This window comes from Pontibacillus chungwhensis (assembly GCF_030166655.1).
Lineage (GTDB): Bacteria > Bacillota > Bacilli > Bacillales > BH030062 > Pontibacillus.
In genome coordinates, this window is record NZ_CP126446.1 from 3,902,629 (window position 1) to 3,918,535 (window position 15,907).

The 15,907-nt window shown below is 42.9% G+C and carries 15 protein-coding genes; 6 read left to right on the plus strand and 9 right to left on the minus strand.

The window, feature by feature from the left end; translation table 11 throughout:
- The first annotated feature begins 71 nt into the window (after window positions 1–71).
- From QNI29_RS19820 to QNI29_RS19830, 3 genes are all read left to right on the plus strand, one after another.
- Window positions 72–938 carry a GNAT family N-acetyltransferase gene (locus QNI29_RS19820; RefSeq protein WP_231417672.1) on the plus strand — a complete coding sequence of 289 codons (867 nt, stop codon included), beginning with the start codon at window positions 72–74 and terminating at the stop codon, window positions 936–938.
- A 203-nt stretch (window positions 939–1,141) separates the two neighbouring features.
- Complete coding sequence (locus QNI29_RS19825) at window positions 1,142–1,903, plus strand: AraC family transcriptional regulator (protein WP_231417671.1); 762 nt, start codon at window positions 1,142–1,144, stop codon at window positions 1,901–1,903.
- Window positions 1,904–2,094: 191 nt separating this feature from the next.
- Window positions 2,095–2,964, plus strand: a complete 870-nt coding sequence (locus QNI29_RS19830; RefSeq protein WP_231417670.1) for a fructosamine kinase family protein — start codon at window positions 2,095–2,097, stop codon at window positions 2,962–2,964.
- Between the two features lie 131 nt (window positions 2,965–3,095).
- Here QNI29_RS19830 and QNI29_RS19835 read toward each other — a convergent pair whose 3' ends face one another.
- The 6 genes from QNI29_RS19835 to QNI29_RS19860 all read right to left on the minus strand — a co-directional run bounded on the left by QNI29_RS19835 (window position 3,096) and on the right by QNI29_RS19860 (window position 8,717).
- On the minus strand, window positions 3,096–4,043 hold the full coding sequence (locus QNI29_RS19835; RefSeq protein ID WP_231417669.1) for a 5-oxoprolinase subunit C family protein: 948 nt from the start codon (window positions 4,041–4,043) through the stop codon (window positions 3,096–3,098).
- Window positions 4,044–4,045: 2 nt separating this feature from the next.
- Window positions 4,046–4,810, minus strand: a complete 765-nt coding sequence (locus tag QNI29_RS19840) for a LamB/YcsF family protein (protein ID WP_231417668.1) — start codon at window positions 4,808–4,810, stop codon at window positions 4,046–4,048.
- Window positions 4,811–4,812: 2 nt separating this feature from the next.
- Window positions 4,813–5,550 (minus strand): 5-oxoprolinase subunit PxpB, encoded by a 738-nt coding sequence (pxpB, locus tag QNI29_RS19845; protein WP_284526998.1) that lies wholly within the window; start codon window positions 5,548–5,550, stop codon window positions 4,813–4,815.
- A gap of 6 nt (window positions 5,551–5,556) precedes the next feature.
- Window positions 5,557–6,159 (minus strand): pyroglutamyl-peptidase I, encoded by a 603-nt coding sequence (pcp, locus tag QNI29_RS19850; RefSeq protein ID WP_231417666.1) that lies wholly within the window; start codon window positions 6,157–6,159, stop codon window positions 5,557–5,559.
- A 156-nt stretch (window positions 6,160–6,315) separates the two neighbouring features.
- The gene (locus QNI29_RS19855) at window positions 6,316–7,488 is read right to left on the minus strand and encodes an MFS transporter (RefSeq protein WP_231417665.1); all 1,173 of its coding nucleotides are present in this window, start codon (window positions 7,486–7,488) and stop codon (window positions 6,316–6,318) included.
- Window positions 7,489–7,745: 257 nt separating this feature from the next.
- Window positions 7,746–8,717, minus strand: coding sequence for a YbgA family protein (locus tag QNI29_RS19860; RefSeq protein ID WP_231417664.1), 972 nt, complete (start codon window positions 8,715–8,717; stop codon window positions 7,746–7,748).
- A 284-nt stretch (window positions 8,718–9,001) separates the two neighbouring features.
- Between QNI29_RS19860 and QNI29_RS19865 the strand changes: the two genes are divergently transcribed.
- Entirely contained in the window at window positions 9,002–10,369 is a 1,368-nt protein-coding gene (locus QNI29_RS19865) for a YjiH family protein (protein ID WP_231417663.1), read from the plus strand.
- 470 nt (window positions 10,370–10,839) lie between these two features.
- On the opposite strand, the gene QNI29_RS19870 is transcribed toward QNI29_RS19865, so the two are convergent.
- Entirely contained in the window at window positions 10,840–11,502 is a 663-nt protein-coding gene (locus tag QNI29_RS19870) for a type 1 glutamine amidotransferase domain-containing protein (RefSeq protein ID WP_231417662.1), read from the minus strand.
- A 188-nt stretch (window positions 11,503–11,690) separates the two neighbouring features.
- Between QNI29_RS19870 and QNI29_RS19875 the strand changes: the two genes are divergently transcribed.
- On the plus strand, window positions 11,691–11,924 hold the full coding sequence (locus tag QNI29_RS19875; protein WP_231417661.1) for a hypothetical protein: 234 nt from the start codon (window positions 11,691–11,693) through the stop codon (window positions 11,922–11,924).
- A 94-nt stretch (window positions 11,925–12,018) separates the two neighbouring features.
- On the opposite strand, the gene QNI29_RS19880 is transcribed toward QNI29_RS19875, so the two are convergent.
- Both QNI29_RS19880 and QNI29_RS19885 read right to left on the minus strand, forming a co-directional pair.
- A complete protein-coding gene (locus QNI29_RS19880; RefSeq protein ID WP_231417660.1) occupies window positions 12,019–13,035 on the minus strand; it encodes an acyltransferase family protein in 1,017 nt (338 codons plus the stop codon).
- Window positions 13,036–13,141: 106 nt separating this feature from the next.
- Window positions 13,142–13,996: a non-homologous end joining protein Ku gene (locus QNI29_RS19885; protein WP_231417659.1), complete on the minus strand. Its 855-nt coding sequence runs from the start codon at window positions 13,994–13,996 to the stop codon at window positions 13,142–13,144.
- Window positions 13,997–14,044: 48 nt separating this feature from the next.
- Here QNI29_RS19885 and QNI29_RS19890 point away from each other — a divergent pair, with 48 nt between their 5' ends.
- Window positions 14,045–15,889, plus strand: coding sequence for a DNA ligase D (locus QNI29_RS19890; protein WP_231417658.1), 1,845 nt, complete (start codon window positions 14,045–14,047; stop codon window positions 15,887–15,889).
- Window positions 15,890–15,907 lie beyond the last annotated feature (18 nt).

A 15,907-nucleotide genomic window follows, 5' to 3' on the forward strand; every position in this document is an offset into this window, starting at 1 on the left:
GAGTAAGACCATGGGAATGATGTTCCCCATACCAAAAGGACACAAAACGTAAAGAAAAGGTTGAGATCATAATGGATATTCAAGTATTAAAAGAAGACCACCTTGCTTTTGTTAGCCACTGGTTAGCCCAGTTAAATGATAAGGACGACCATTATATCGCCTGGCTGGAATCGGAGCCAGAAGCGATCAAGGCTCAATTATATCCTTTGATCCATTCCGAGAATCCTCACGCCTTTGTAGCCTTTGAACAAAGTGAAATGGTAGGGTTTATTGGGCTCGAGCCGTTTGAAGAGGAAACGGTAGGACGCTTGCTTGGACCATTTGCCTATGGTGAACATGCACCTCACACGATTGAAGAACTCTGGAATACAGCCCTCTCTTACTGGAAGGGGATCTATTCTCAGGTTAAGGTCGCCTTTTTCGAACAAAACCGCCCTCTTGTCCAATTTTGTGAGGGGGAAGGATTCCAATTATACAATCGGGAGAAGAATTTAATCTTGCCCAGACAGAATTATAAACAAGCCCCTCTCAGTCCATCCGTGGTTCCTTACGAGGGATCATTTGAGAAACTCGAGGAACTGCACCCTAGTGCAGCCTTCTTTAACGCAGCAGAGATGACCCACCTGATTCAGGATCCCCACTTTTCATTATGGTGCTATAAAGAAAAGGACCAGATGAAAGGGTATCTCTTCTTTGAACAAATCGAAGGGATGGATGAAGGTGAAATTTGCTTCTTACAAGTGGAAGACACAGAGCAAGGGCAAGGGATCGGATCGGCTTTAATTCAATACGCTTGTCATCATGCCTTCCAAGAGGCTGAGCTATCCATTGTGACCGTCCCTGTCCGCGCTAGCAATCCTCATGCAGAGCGATTGTATAAAGACTTTGGTTTCACAGAACACACGACAATCGTTGCCTATTCTAAAGAGGTAACGTAAACCAACTAGGAAGGAGCCGCTTGGAAGCTAATCCTTAAGCACTCTAAGCGGCTTCTTCCAGAATCTTTCGAGCCTTTATTCCCTGAATAAAAAGATTAAATTTTCCAATTTTACAAAAAATATTCGAAAACGCCTTGATTTTGTTGCGAAATCGCTTACAATTATATTAAAATCGTTAAAAAACTAGATTTGTAGGTGACATAATGAGTACGTCTATTAAACAGGCAACAATTGAACAGTTTATGAAAGTTCGCTTACAGAATCGCAACCATGATTACTTACATCCATCTTATTTGATGGAACGCCAACTACTTGTCGCTGTCTCACAAGGGGACCAGGAAAAAGCCCATCAACTCTTACATTCTATAAATGAAGAACGAGCGATCATTTCACCAAACCCGACATTGCGTTCCGTTAAGAATGTTCTCGTAAGTTCTTGTACCCTCTTTACCCGTACAATTATTCATAGCGGGGTACAGCCGGAAGACGCTTTCGAATTAAGTGATCACTACGTCGAGCTCATTGAAAGAACCGATGACGTGGAGCAACTTTTTCAGCTTGAACGAGAGATGCTCAAGCAGTTTATTGAGCGTCTAAACAAAGAAGAAACGCTCCCCTACAGTAAAGTCGTTAATCAGGCGATCGCCTTTATTCACGATCGCATTTTAGAAGATCTTACGCTCGACTCGATTGCACAGAATAGTTTGGTCAGTCCAAGTTATTTATCACACCTATTTAAGAAAGAAGTAGGCGTCTCGGTCGTCCAGTATATTAATCAGAAGCGGATTGAGGAATCCAAATACTTTCTTCTTCACACCACTACTCCTATATCCGATATTGCCACCCTCTTTCAATTTTGCAACCAAAGCTACTACACCTCACTATTCAAAAAGTACACAAGCGTTACTCCGAAAGAATTCAGAGAGTCTCATTCTAAAGTGGGACAGGAAACTGCGCTGTCTTAATTGATGTATAGACAGTTTACGAAAGGACCCTTGGCCCACACGTGCCTTAAGGGTCTTTTTTTGTGTGGTTCTTTATTGTTGATCTAAGTATCGAGCTCTTGAAAAACCTATTGTTATCGAAGATTATGGTTAGAAAAATTCGATTCCAGGATATACGATAATAGATAACAACCTTTCTAGGAGTGAATAGGATGAATAAAGCCATTCAAAACGCATTAGAATCAATGGGGGATTCTTCCTCCATCCAAAAATCTAAGTCGATTTCGGGCGGAGATATTAACGACGCTCTTTATATTCAAACGAAGGAAGAAGAATATTTCGTAAAGGTCAACCAACAGGTTCCGGAACACTTCTTCCGTGTTGAAGCGAAGGGGCTTTCTTTAATACGGGATACAAAAGCCATCCGTGTACCAGAAGTCTACTATTATGATGAACCCCGCGAGAACGAACAGGCCGTTCTGATTATGGAGTGGATCAAAGGACAAAAGGAAAAAGACACAGAAGAACAGCTAGGGCGGGGAGTTGCTAAGATGCATCAGGCCTATGGTGAGCAATTCGGATTCGAAGAGGATACCTTTATCGGTTCACTTCCCCAACCCAATCAATTTGTAAGTGATTGGACCACCTACTATCATGACTACCGCCTCGTTCCGCAATTCAATATGGCAGCTGAACGAGGAGAATTGCCTCTTGAGCGGAAGACTCGCTTAAAGAAAGTGATGGAGCGTTTGCCACAGTGGCTGAACCATGATGTAAAGCCCTCCTTGCTCCACGGAGATTTATGGGGCGGGAATTGGATGAGCGGACCAAATGGAGAACCTGTTTTAATCGATCCATCTGTTTTCTACGGGGACCATGCATTTGAACTGGCCTTCACAGAAGTGTTTGGAGGCTATTCAGAAGCCTTTTACCGTGCTTACGAGGAAGAACTCTCTTTACCGGAGAATTACGAAGACATCAAGCCACTCTACCAATTATACTATTTACTCGCTCATCTTAACCTATTCGGAGAAGCCTACGCCGGAAGCGTCGACCGCATCCTCAAACGTTACGTAGGCTAATCACTTTATTGCTTTAAAGGGAGGACGGGTGTCTGACACGCTTCATCCCTTCACAGCAGTGAATGGTGTCTGGCACGCGCTGTTGCTTTAGAGCACTAAAAAGACGCAGGCTGATTAGGCCTGCGTCTTCTTTATTTAGATGGGATGTAGTGAGCTTCTTTCTGTAAAGATGATAGAAAAGCTTGTAGGTCGACCGAGAGTTTTCTGGCTTCTTCATAGGAGACTCTATGAAAACGGATTGTTCCACCAGGGGGGAGCTGAGCTACTTTCCATAAATCAGCTCGGACAATGTTTCCGATCGTCACATATCCTCCTGTCGTTTGACTGTCAGCCATTAAGACAACAGGTAAGCCACTTGAAGGCACCTGAATCGTGCCAAAGGTAACCGCTTCAGAGATAATGTCGCCTGTGTTATGGAACTTCAAGGCTTCTCCGTCTAACTGTATCCCCATGCGATCTCCCGTTGAAACGTTATATGGATTGTGAAAGAACGCTTCTACACTACTTTCCTCCAAGTAAGATTCATGATGACTTACGACGACCCTGACATCTACCTCTTTATCGTAGGAAGGGCGCTTATCATGACTTAACCCGATCCTTTTACGAACGACCGTATTTGAACGACTATACAACGTATCTCCCGAGTGGATAGTACGTCCCATTTGACCCCGTTCATAAACCGATTGACTGCCTAGAATCATTTCTGAGTCCAGGCCTCCTTGCACTGCTATGTAAGCTCTCACCCCTTCCACTGGGCCTTTAAACGTAAGGGGAGCTCCCTTTTTCCATAAGAACGTGGACCATAGAGGGGCTTTTCTTCCATTTAGCTTAGCATCTAAATTCGCCCCCGTTATAGCTACTACATGATCGCGGGAAGCTCGGAATGTCGCCCCTCCCATCGTCACTTCAATACACGCAGCATCGAGTGGATTTCCTACTAAACCATTTCCAATTTGAAGCGCTATTTTATCCATGGCACCAGAGATAGGTACACCGTATTGCTGATACCCAAACCTTCCCATGTCCTGGATGCTCGTTACGATTCCTGCTTTCTCTACTGTACATAATGGATAGGACACGTCTATGATCCACCCACTTTACAGACATCAATATCTTTCTTCTTTAATAAATCTTTTATATGCTTGGCATGCTTGTAGGCTGAATCTCCGTCTCCATGAAAACAAATCGTATCTGCTTCAAGGGATATTGTCCTCCCATCAAGAGAAGAGGTTGTTCCATCTTGAATAATAGAAAGAACCTGTTTCTCAATCTCCTCTAGGCTTGTCAGGACAGAGCCTTTCTCCGATCGCGGGGAAAGATACCCTTCTGAGGTGTAAGCACGGTCTGCAAATGCTTCTCTGGCAACAGTTAACCCCATCTTCTCCCCTGCATGAACAAGCTCACTATTGCTTAATCCAAACAAAATTAATTTTGATTCAAAATCATACACCGCTCTAGCAATGCTTTCTGCCATGTCCTTATCCTTTGATGCCATATTATAAAGCGCACCATGGGGCTTTACATGCTGCAGCTGAACTCCTTTAACCCGGCATACCCCAGCAATAGCACCAAGCTGGTAAGTCATTAAGTTATAAACCTCGGACGGACTCACTTTAAACTCTCGACGTCCGAAACCAAATAAATCTTGAAAACCAGGATGAGCTCCAACAGCTACCCCTTCTAATCGGGCTTGTTCAATCGTCTCTGCTAGTACATTGTAATCCCCTGCATGGAATCCACAAGCTACATTGGCTGAGGTAATGACTTTCATTAGCTGTTGATCTTCTCCAACTTGGAAGGCGCCGTAACTTTCTCCAAGATCTGCATTTATATCAATGTGCGTCATGTCTACGCCTCCTTGTTTATGATTTCAATGGTATAGGACCCGTTATGAATCCGTTTTAGTATATCTTCGTACTCTTCTTTTGGAACCGGTCGGAAACGGATGTAATCTCCCATTGCGATTAAGAAAGGTTCTTCCCGTGTAAAATCAACGATGGGAACGGGCGTTTGCCCAATAATATTCCAACCTCCTGGTGAAGCAACTGGGTACACCCCTGTCTGACTCCCCGCAATTCCGACTGATCCAGCCTCAACACGGGCGCGAGGCTTCTCTAAACGAGGCGTCGCTATCCGCTCGTCCATTCCGCCAAGGTAAGGGAACCCTGGTAAAAAGCCAATCATATAGGTCAGGTAGTCTCTTGAAGAGTGAAGATCAATGACGTCTTCTACTGAAAGGTTGTTCTCCTTTGCAACTTGTTGCAAATCTTCCCCTTCTTGCCCCCCGTAATAGGTTGGTAGAGTTACTACCTTAGAAGAACTGCTGTGATCTTCTTCATTAGCCGCTTCCCATATGTATTCTAGCTTCTGTCTCATTTGTTGGAACGAAACAAGCTTTTCATTAAAGTAAACGGTTAAGACGGTATAACTAGGCACAATATCGGTGATCGGATCAAACGCATGGCGCTTGATCGATTGATAGAGCTTTAATATGCGCTCATGAATTTCTTGTGAAATATGATTTGGAAATACAACCTTTATTCCGTTTTCTCCAAATGGTACGTACTGAATATCTCTCATCTTCATCACCTGCTATTCTAAACTATCAATGCATGTTTTAATACCTTCAAGCAAATCACGATGGGACCAACTTGGAATTCTTTTATGTTGAATAGCTAATTCGTGGGAAGCAGGAATGTGAATGAACCCTGCCTTCGTATTCAACTGATGAGACTGTATATAAAACAAAGCTCTGTACATCACATTGTTACACAAATACGTACCCGCTGTATTTGAAATATCTGCCGGTAGTTCTTGTTCGGCTAATCGATTGACCATGTTACGAATCGGTAGGGTTGAAAAAATCGCATCTGGTCCCCCCTCTTCAATCCATTCATCGCGAGGAACCCTCCCAGAATTGTCAGCATCTCCATCGTTACAATTGATCGCGACTCTTTCTGGGGTAATCTTATACCGACCACCTGCTAGCCCAAGGGAAATAACAGTATCTGGTTTTGTTTCTTCAATATGCTGAACAAGTTGTTCACCAGACCGGCCAAACTCTACCGTTAATATCTTTCCTACTATTGTATAACCATTGATTATTTGTCCGTCTAACTCTTCGACAATCTTCATTGTTGGGTTAACCGGAAAGTCCAAAAAAGGCTCGAAGCCTGTTAAAAGAAGTTTCTTCATTGTTGCCGTACCTCCTCATGTATGGAATAAACCACTCACTACCCTATTCCATATCCCCATAAAAAAATCCTGCCACCTATCCCATGCCTTTATCTCTCTACCATAACAACGCGTGCCAGACACCCTTTATCTCACTAAAGGGTGTCTGGCACGATGTTAGGTTGATTGGTTGGATTTCTTTGTATCCATAAAGAATGTGGTTAAGGTCATGAGTGCTAGGAAGACAAGAACGACACTAAAGCCGCCTGTTTTACCGAACACTTCTGAGGCAACTCCGACGATATACCCTGCAATACCGCCGCCAATACCTGCAGCAATATAAATTAACCCAAGAGCTGATCCGCCTGTTTTGGAAATAGATGTACCAAATGCGGTACCCGTCGGGAATAAGGTTGAGAAGAAGAACCCTGCACCTGCGAATAAGTAAGGAAAACTATTGGCGTAAAGGAAGCTGATCCCAATCATGACAACCGCCCCGACAGAAAAGGCGATTAAAATGGTGCGCTCATTTAACCAATTGGTGAGGTAAGCCACCCCTAAACGTCCAATCATAAAGAAGACTGAGAACAAGGATAGGATCCCCGCAACCATATCTTCCTTTTCAGCATTTGATAGTCCTCCTAAATCAAGCCCCTTCAAATAAGACGGGAAGAAGTTCGTAAAGGAGACTTCCGCTGATACTTCAAGCATTAAGAAGACCATTAAGAAGACAAATTGTGCGTCTTTCAACATCGGTATGAAAGCTTTAATATCAACTTTCTCTGCACGACCATCCGGGAAGTTTGTAGAGGTTACATATATGATTACAGCCACTAAGCTTGCTGCGATACCAATATAAAAATATCTCCAGGATGCGAATTGGAATAAGTAATTTAAGAACTGCGGAAAGACGACCATCCCAAGTCCATAAACGCCCATAGCCAAGTTAAACATTCGGTTTTGTTTATCCGGATAAGCGGATGGAATAATTGCATTTGATGCGACACCAAGGGAACCAAGCCCAAAGCCAACAATCATGTAGAACCCTAAAAAGAACGTTATGTTAGGTGCAAACCCTGTTCCAAGGAAACCAATACCCATGACGATCGAGCCGATGATCGTCATAATGCGAAGGCCCTTCTTATCGGTATAATACCCAATGAGTAAACTTGCTAATGTAAAACCAAGCTGAAATATAAATACGACTAATCCAAACTGACTCATATCAAGACCAAGGTCTTTCTCAACCTGATCAAGTACAATCCCCTTTGTATTCGTTACACCACCAGATATAAACTGAGTGAACATCAAGATCACGAGGGCGTGTATACTCTTTCCTTTTGTTGACATTGTTCTGACCTCCAACTATTCCACTATAGTTTTAATGTGTGATTCTGCAGAATTGATTCCCAGCCAAACCCTCACTAAAACTTACAAAAACAATGACAACGTTTACCTAAACAAAAAATTACTCTTTAGCCAACTAAAGGGTGCCAGACACGCGGTTACTCTTTAACGCGTGACCGTACAAACGGGTGTCTCACACCCTTTACTCTTTTACAGCAAAAAAGAGCGCTGGAGGTGAATATTCCAGGGCTCTTTATGCTTTACGTATAGGCTCTTCCTTTACCGGAGTCGCTGATTTCTACGAGGTCTTCCGGATAGGGTTGGAAATATGTTTGGCTTAGGAGGTACTCATCATCGAAGCGAATAACCCAAGACTTTAATATGCCGAGGATGGTGCTGAGAGGAATTTTTTCCTCATAGTATTTGTCCAGCTCCTCGAGGAAATAACGCTTTTCTTGTCTTGTGAGTTCGTTCTTGAAGTACCCCATAATATGCTGGCATACGTTTACGTTTGATTTTCGACTTGGTGCTCTCCTTAGCATCCAGCCTAGTTTCTCTTCGTAGGAATCTAACACCTCTTCCATTGAGAGCTGATTATGATTCGCCACAATCCTTCCCATATCCTTCAATGTGGTCTGGTTGTAAGACATGAATAAGTATTTGTTCTCAGAATGGAAAGCGACTAATTTCTTCATAGACGGAGATTCTTTCATTTCCCGAAAGGCCGCAAAGGTAAAAAGCTTCGTGAAGAAATGCTCCCTAATCCGGAAATTCTTTAATCGCCCTTCTTCCTCGATCGCCAGGGCTTCATGTTCTGACAGGACTTCTTGTGCGAATAACCCTTTAGTCTTCCCAACGACAGGCGACTTCTCTATTTTGTCGTACACTTTTACGTCTTGAATTCCACAAGTAGGGGACCGATTCTTCAGTAAAAACCCATCCACATCGGGTAAAGAATTTAGAAATCCTTTCGCAAAATGAGTCATCGATTCTGTTAGATCATCTCCGCTAGAAGGTTGTACTAAGCGCTCTTCATCCCCCTTTCGAACGATGCGAATCACATCGCGGGGGACGCCAAGACCTATTTCCATTTCGGGGCATACTGGTATAAAGGTTACATAAGGCATCAACCGCTGAACGACTTTATCCGGTATTCGTTCGCCGTTATACCGTACATCATCAAATTCTAGACATTTACTTACGACCAATTTAGGCGTTGCAAACGTTCGCATATCGAATCCCTCATTTTTAGAAATAATGTATGTTCATTGTAGGCTCCATTCCCGTTAGTTTCGAATTTCAATAGTTTTTATTCTTTCCCTGAACCGATTGTTTCATCACTCATCCTTAAGAAAGATGATTCCTATCGACTACGTGTCATGCATAAAACTAGTTAGGTTTTCGCATATCTATTCACTTCCATAAATTTTTATTAGCATTTTTATATTACATGTATTAAAATGAATTCTGTTGTATTTTTATGTCGGAAATTCTGTACACCAGGAGGGTTAGTCCCATGAATTCAAATAATAAATTTCCATTTAAACCAAAGAATCATCTTCTGTTTATTCTTCCATCCCTCATTGGGATTGTATTATTTATGACACCAATGAAATTCGAAGATAGCATTACGATTCCTATTGCATTCTTCGCATCGAAATTACAAGAGGCCTTACAAGCTCAACTGCCCGCGATTATGACTATTATTATTACATTGACTGCTGGCCTTACTCTTTTGGCTAAGCTGACAAACGGGCAAGTGGTGAAGAAATCACCGTTCTTCACAGGTCTTCTGTTCGTTCCATGGTCCTGGACGCTGATTCGGGTCGTCGGCGCTGTATTTGCCATTATGACGTTTTATAAATTAGGACCTGAAGAAGTTTACTCCAGTGCAACAGGCGGACTCTTATTAGGTGGAGAAGATAGTTTGCTTCACATCCTATTTACGGTCTTCCTCTTTGCGGGAATGTTTTTACCACTGCTGTTAAACTTCGGACTGCTTGAATTCTTCGGAATTATGCTAACGAAAGTCATGCGTCCCCTCTTTACGTTACCTGGTCGTTCTTCGATTGATTCCCTGGCCTCATGGCTTGGGGACGGGACAATCGGCGTCTTGTTAACAAGTAAACAGTATGAGGAAGGACACTATACGAAACGTGAAGCTGCGGTAGTCGGAACCACTTTCTCAGTCGTATCGATTACATTTACGCTTGTGGTTATTGACCAAGTAAAACTTGCTGACATGTTCGTACCGTTCTATGCCACCGTCCTTTTGGCTGGTGTCGTAGCTGCGATTATCATGCCACGCATTCCGCCCCTTTCAAGAAAAGAAGACTCTTATGTAAGTGGTGAGGAGAAAAAGCCTGAGCCTGGAACGCCAAAAGGCTATAACGCTTTTTCTTGGGGATATTACAAAGCTGTCGAACGAACGAAACAAGCCCCAAGCTTACCTCAGTTTCTGAAACAAGGAACTCAAAACATTTTAGACATGTGGATGGGGGTTGCCCCGATTATTATGGCGATCGGTACAGTCACACTGATTATCGCTGAACACACTCCGTTCTTCTCGTGGATCGGGATGCCATTTATTCCACTGCTCGAGCTATTCCAAATTCCAGAAGCAGCAGCGGCTTCAGAAACGATCCTGGTTGGATTCGCCGATATGTTCCTCCCAGCTTTAATGGGAAGCACGATCGAAAGTGAGATGACTCGCTTTATCATTGCGGCTCTATCGGTTACACAACTTATTTATATGTCTGAAGTTGGTGGTGTGGTATTAGGGTCTAAGATTCCGATTAACTTTAAAGAGTTATTTATTCTCTTTATTGAACGTACCCTGATTACACTTCCTGTAATTACAATCGTCGCGCACTTCTTATTCTAATACCAGCCCCGCAAGTGTTGATACTTGCGGGGCTTTTTTATTGTTCCCCTCTTAAGGTGAACCATTTAAGTGTAGATGCAACACTCTACTTCCTAATATGGCATGTTTCCGTTTTTTCATTTATGGCAAAGGTGGTTCGGGAAATTGCGAGACTCCTGCGGCAGTAGGAGCCTAGGGGAGACCCCACAGAGAGCGCAAGCGAACGAGGAGGCTTCCCAGCTCGCCGCGGAAAGCGAGTGATTTCCCGAACCACCTTCCGCTCAGACTAATGCTAACGGAAACATTCTCACTTTCCGGTGCTCCATATTAGAGCCTTATATGGAAGGCGTTTAAAATCAACAATCAACTTTAACAAAACTATTCATTAAAGTAAGACCCCATGAAAAAAGACAGAGGAAAACTCCCCTGCCTTTATCTATAAAACGTATCCCCTGAGAGGCTTTTCCTGTCATTGGGTTACGGTTTACACATTATTGTCCGAGCTTTTGAACGACTTTTCGAGCCGCTGCTAAACTGGATTGTGGATTCTGGCCTGTAACAAGATTTCCATCCGCTTCTACATGTTCGGTATAGTTCGGTTCAGCCATAAAGTTTGCTCCGATCTCTGTTAGACGCGTTTCTAGCAAGAAAGGCACCTTTTCATCAAGTCCTTGGTCTTTCTCTTCCGCATTCGTGAAAGCAGTTATTCGTTTTCCATCAATGAACGGCTTTCCATTCTGGTTCGTTACCCCAACGAAGGCTGCGGTGCCGTGACAGACGGAACCGATAACTTTATCTTGTTCAAAGAAAGGCTGCAGGGCTTTCTTGATCGCTTCGTTATCTGGGAAGTCAACCATGGTTCCGTGCCCGCCTGGTAAGAAGACGCCGTCATATTCCTCAGTGTTCAAATCACTTAGAACAGCTGTATCCTTAAGAGGCTCCATAACCCCTTCCCATTCGTCTGGCTCTTCCCCAGAAATACTATGTGGATCAATTGGGATTTCGCCACCAGCAACGCTTGCTACGGTCACGTCATATCCTGCTTGTGTAAATTCCATAAAGGGTTCAGCAAACTCTGATAGCCATAAGCCTGTCTGATGATCTTCATCTAACCGACCTGCATTGGTTACGATCATTAACATTTTCTTTGCCATTTTTACACACTCCTTTAATTCAACACGCTTAAACGAATCTCTACTTGTTTTCTTATCACTAAATGAGTGAACTTAAACCTCTAGGCACCTTTCTAATAGGTTTAAGACTCATAGAAATGGGAAGGTAAAACGTAATCACCCAGCCAAACTCACATTACCTATATCAAAAGAAAAGGAGAGTTGAACAGTTGACACACAAACGCCCGTATTCTGTTCATCGCAGACATTTAATCGTATTCTTTCAAACCCAAGAGTGGGTAAAAAACTGGCGCGGTGCCAGTAAACCGAATATCCAGACCCTTTCCCTTTTCACTGGATATTCTGAAGAAAGCATCATTGAATCTATGGAGTTCGGGCATCCGTCTCTGATTGAGAAGAAACCAGAATTCCGTAATTTCGTTAGAAGCACAGCAAGAGTTTGATGAGAGTTTATGGCTTGGGTAACTGTCTGATTCTTTGACCTTCATGCAACAGGCAGGCATAGAAAAGAGGCGCTTGGATTCAAGCGCCTCTTTTCTAATGGGTAGAACCTGAGCCCACTTCTTTAACAGGATACTTCTTAACCTTCCATCCAAAGGATTTCCACTGAAGAATCGGTGTCATGAGCGTCACGGCAGGTTTCGAGACAAATAGTCCCATTATAATAAACGAAAATGTCACAAGATAAATGACATCATACGGAGAGTAAACATGAATTAAGTCGTGTTCACGGATTAACTGGATCACGAAACCATGCAATAAATATACATAAAGCGTATATGCTCCATACTTTGTCCATGAATAGGTCTTAGTTGGGATCCATGCTAAGACACTAAACGCCATGGAGATACTCACCGCATAACACGCTAATCGGATAAAGCCTCCCCATTCAGGCATTCTGAGCACTGTGTAAGACTTTGACCCAAAGAACCAACTTGTATCAAATGAAGGAGCGAAGAGAATGGCGAGTGCGACAGAAAGCATAACGCCGAGTGCCAACACTCTCGTTCTTGTCTCACGTAACCAGTTCATTTCATCTGTGCCAATCCAATGACCGATTAAGAAGAACGGGAAGAATACAAATGTTCTCGACAGACTGAACGAATGATCAATCCCACTCATATATCCTACTAAGACACCAATTTGAATGGATATAAAGATCGCCATGTGCTTTGGCAATCGTCTATACCAATAAAGCATAATGTGCCAACAGAACAGACTCACCAGGAACCAAAGAGCCCATTGCGGCTCAAATGGAGGCTTCCACCATCCAGACTTCCCTATGAGAGCATAATAGATTGTATAAATAGCTTGAAAACTTAAATAAGGAAGCAGGAGTTTCTTCGCCAACTTTAAGGCATATGTTTTATTCATTTTCGCTTGAGCGAAATATCCAGAAACGATTATAAATGCAGGCATGTGGAACGTATAGATCCACTTATAAAGTACGTTGTATAGCGGGTGCTGATCCGTAAAGGGCTGAATCACATGCCCGAATACGACAAGAAACATTAAAATCCATTTTGCATTATCGAAATAGGCTTCTCTCTTCATAACAAACCCCTCCTTTTAGAACGGTTACCACAACCGTTCGTATATAAGAGGGGGTTTAGGAAGGATGTTATTGAATTGTAATCCTTGTATCACGTAATCGTAATGTTTAGGATGTTTTCTTTGACGTTGACTTCTGTTCGTTCCCAGTTTTAGCAGATTTCTTCTTCGTCGATTTCTTTTTCGTTTTCTTATTATTCTTATCGAGCGACTTCTCGAGTGCCTCCATTAAGTCTGTTACATTATCCGGCGTAGGCTTTGGCTCAGCGGTAGAAATGTCTTCATTGTTCTTCTTCGCCTCGATTAGATCAAGGAGCGCTTGACGGTAATCATCCTTATATTGTTCAGGATCAAAGTCACTGGTTAGCTGCTCTACAAGTGTCTTCGCTGTTTCTAATTCTTTTTTCCCTAACTCCATCTCTTCAGGTACATTCGGTACTTCCTTCACGTCTCTGACCTCATCAGGATAATGAATGGTCTCCATCACTAATGTATTCTCATACACCCTTACAATCGCCAGCTGTTCTTTGGATCGTATGATAATTTTGGCTACCCCAATCTTCTCTGTATCCGTAAGAGTTTGCCTTAGTAAAGAGTAAGCCTTTGTCCCTCCTTCATCAGGAGAGAGATAATAACTTTTCTCAAAATAAATCGGATCTATATCTGATAACTTAACGAAGTCCATGATCTCAACCGCTTTAGAAGACTGCTCCTTCTTTAATTCCTCTAGTTCTTCGTCATCTAACACAACGAACTTATTCTTTGCATATTCATACGCCTTCACAATTTCTTCTTTCTCTACCTCACGTTCACACACCGGGCATGTACGTTCATATTCAATCGGTGATTTGCACTCATCATGAAGCTGACGCAGGCTAATATCTTTATTTTCTGTTGCTGAATGAAGTTTGACCGGAATATTCACGAGACCAAAACTAATCGTCCCTTTCCACATTGTATGCATAGGATTCACCCTCTTTTTCTTTTAGCGTTTGCAACAAGGCTTTGTTTTATGATGAAACGAGTAAATCAGGAAGGGTTAGGTACACTAGTGGAAAAGGAGGTTCTTATGCTAAAACCTATGCTTCCAACGCTCACTGAAGATACTCCCGAAGGACCGTCATGGGTGTATGAAGTGAAATATGATGGTTTCCGCGCATTACTCCATTGGACCAAGGAAAACGTTACTCTAACAAGTCGAAATGGAAATGACCTAACCGATCAGTTCCCAGAAATTATTAAAGCAATAGCCGATCAAACGCCATCCGTTAAAAACGAACTCCCCCTTTTGCTTGACGGTGAAATCTGTATCCTCACGACTTCTATTCAAAGTCAATTCTCACTCTTGCAAAAGCGGAACAGAATGCGAAGTAAAGATCCTATAAATCAAGCCGCAGCGGAACGCCCTGCCACCTTTGTCGCGTTCGACCTTCTTAAACAAAATAACGAAACCTACATGAGCCAGTCTTATCAAGAAAGGCGCAAAAGACTGGGAAAGTGGAAAGACTGTGTACACATTGTGGACAGCTACTCCAATTTAAAAGACATTCAAGAGCTTGTTTTCTTGCACAGAGGAGAAGGAATTGTAGCAAAGAACAAGAAAAGTACCTATAAACCTGGTGAACGGAGCAATGATTGGCTTAAGATTAAAAATTGGCGAGTGATTCAAACGGTGCTTACCGCTTATAAACCAGAGAACGGCTATTTCCATGCAGCTGTGTATAAAGGGGATAACCTTGTGGATGTGGGTTCTGTGAAACACGGTCTGTCCACAGAGGGTCAACAAACTCTTCAAACTTTCTTTACAAATAAAGGACAAAAATCCGGAGATCTCTATACGCTCCAAACGGGTGTCTGCGTAGGAGTTCGGTGCCTCCATGCTCAGAAAAATGATTTACGAGAGCCGATGTTTGATTCATTTTTACTAGAGTTATCCCCAGAAGACTGTACCTTGGATCAAATGGAGTGGGATTTATCCCTTTTTCCACAAATGGAGTATACGAATCTTGATAAAACCCTTTGGCCTGGGCCGCCTTTTCAAAAGCGAGATCTGTTGATGTATTTACGAAAAGTAGCTCCTTATCTTTTGCCTTTTGTGAAGGATAAGAAGTTAACGGTGATTCGCTTTCCTGAGGGGATCGATGAGGAATCCTTCTTCCAAAAGCACTTGCCAGACTATGCGCCAATGTTTGTTAACCGACTAGAGGGATCTGAGGAGACTTATATGATCTGTAACGACCTCCCCACGCTTCTCTGGCATGGGAATCAAGGAGCTATTGAGTATCACCTTCCATTTGAAAAAGTGGATGAAACAGCACCAGATGAGATTGTCTTTGACCTTGACCCACCTGAACGGGAGGCCTTCCCTCTCGCGATCAAAGCCGCTACCCTTTTAAAAACCATATTTGATCGGCTCGAACTACTGACTTTTGTTAAGACAAGCGGCGGAAAAGGCATGCAAGTTCATATTCCTATACAGCCTGGAAGCTTAACGTATGAAGAAACCCGTGCATTCACTGAGAAGGTCGCTCAATTGGTGATAGGGCAACATCCCGACCTGTTTACAACCGAACGCTTAAAAAAGAATCGGGGCAACCGCCTCTACATTGACTATGTTCAGCATGCTGAGGGTAAGACCATTATCTCCCCCTATTCCCCTCGAGGTCGGGAGGGCGCAACTGTAGCAACACCGCTTTACTGGGAGGAAGTCAAGGAGACATTAGATCCTTCCTCTTTCCATATCGGAAATACATTAGATCGCCTCGAAGAAATAGGATGTCCATTCGCTTCTTTCCATGAAACACGAGAAGCCCAGAACTTACAGCTCGTTAAGAAATTGATTGAAGAAGAATCGTGAAAGAAATTATACAAAAGA

What these genes read in the sequence shown, in the direction of transcription:
- QNI29_RS19820 (WP_231417672.1), top strand. Translation starts at nt 72, where the DNA reads ATGGATATTCAAGTATTAAAAGAAGACCACCTTGCTTTTGTTAGCCAC.
- QNI29_RS19825 (WP_231417671.1), top strand. Translation starts at nt 1,142, where the DNA reads ATGAGTACGTCTATTAAACAGGCAACAATTGAACAGTTTATGAAAGTT.
- QNI29_RS19830 (WP_231417670.1), top strand. Translation starts at nt 2,095, where the DNA reads ATGAATAAAGCCATTCAAAACGCATTAGAATCAATGGGGGATTCTTCC.
- QNI29_RS19840 (WP_231417668.1), bottom strand. Translation starts at nt 4,810, where the DNA reads ATGACGCACATTGATATAAATGCAGATCTTGGAGAAAGTTACGGCGCC.
- pxpB (WP_284526998.1), bottom strand. Translation starts at nt 5,550, where the DNA reads ATGAAGATGAGAGATATTCAGTACGTACCATTTGGAGAAAACGGAATA.
- pcp (WP_231417666.1), bottom strand. Translation starts at nt 6,159, where the DNA reads ATGAAGAAACTTCTTTTAACAGGCTTCGAGCCTTTTTTGGACTTTCCG.
- QNI29_RS19855 (WP_231417665.1), bottom strand. Translation starts at nt 7,488, where the DNA reads ATGTCAACAAAAGGAAAGAGTATACACGCCCTCGTGATCTTGATGTTC.
- QNI29_RS19860 (WP_231417664.1), bottom strand. Translation starts at nt 8,717, where the DNA reads ATGCGAACGTTTGCAACGCCTAAATTGGTCGTAAGTAAATGTCTAGAA.
- QNI29_RS19865 (WP_231417663.1), top strand. Translation starts at nt 9,002, where the DNA reads ATGAATTCAAATAATAAATTTCCATTTAAACCAAAGAATCATCTTCTG.
- QNI29_RS19870 (WP_231417662.1), bottom strand. Translation starts at nt 11,502, where the DNA reads ATGGCAAAGAAAATGTTAATGATCGTAACCAATGCAGGTCGGTTAGAT.
- QNI29_RS19880 (WP_231417660.1), bottom strand. Translation starts at nt 13,035, where the DNA reads ATGAAGAGAGAAGCCTATTTCGATAATGCAAAATGGATTTTAATGTTT.
- QNI29_RS19885 (WP_231417659.1), bottom strand. Translation starts at nt 13,996, where the DNA reads ATGCATACAATGTGGAAAGGGACGATTAGTTTTGGTCTCGTGAATATT.
- QNI29_RS19890 (WP_231417658.1), top strand. Translation starts at nt 14,045, where the DNA reads ATGATGAAACGAGTAAATCAGGAAGGGTTAGGTACACTAGTGGAAAAG.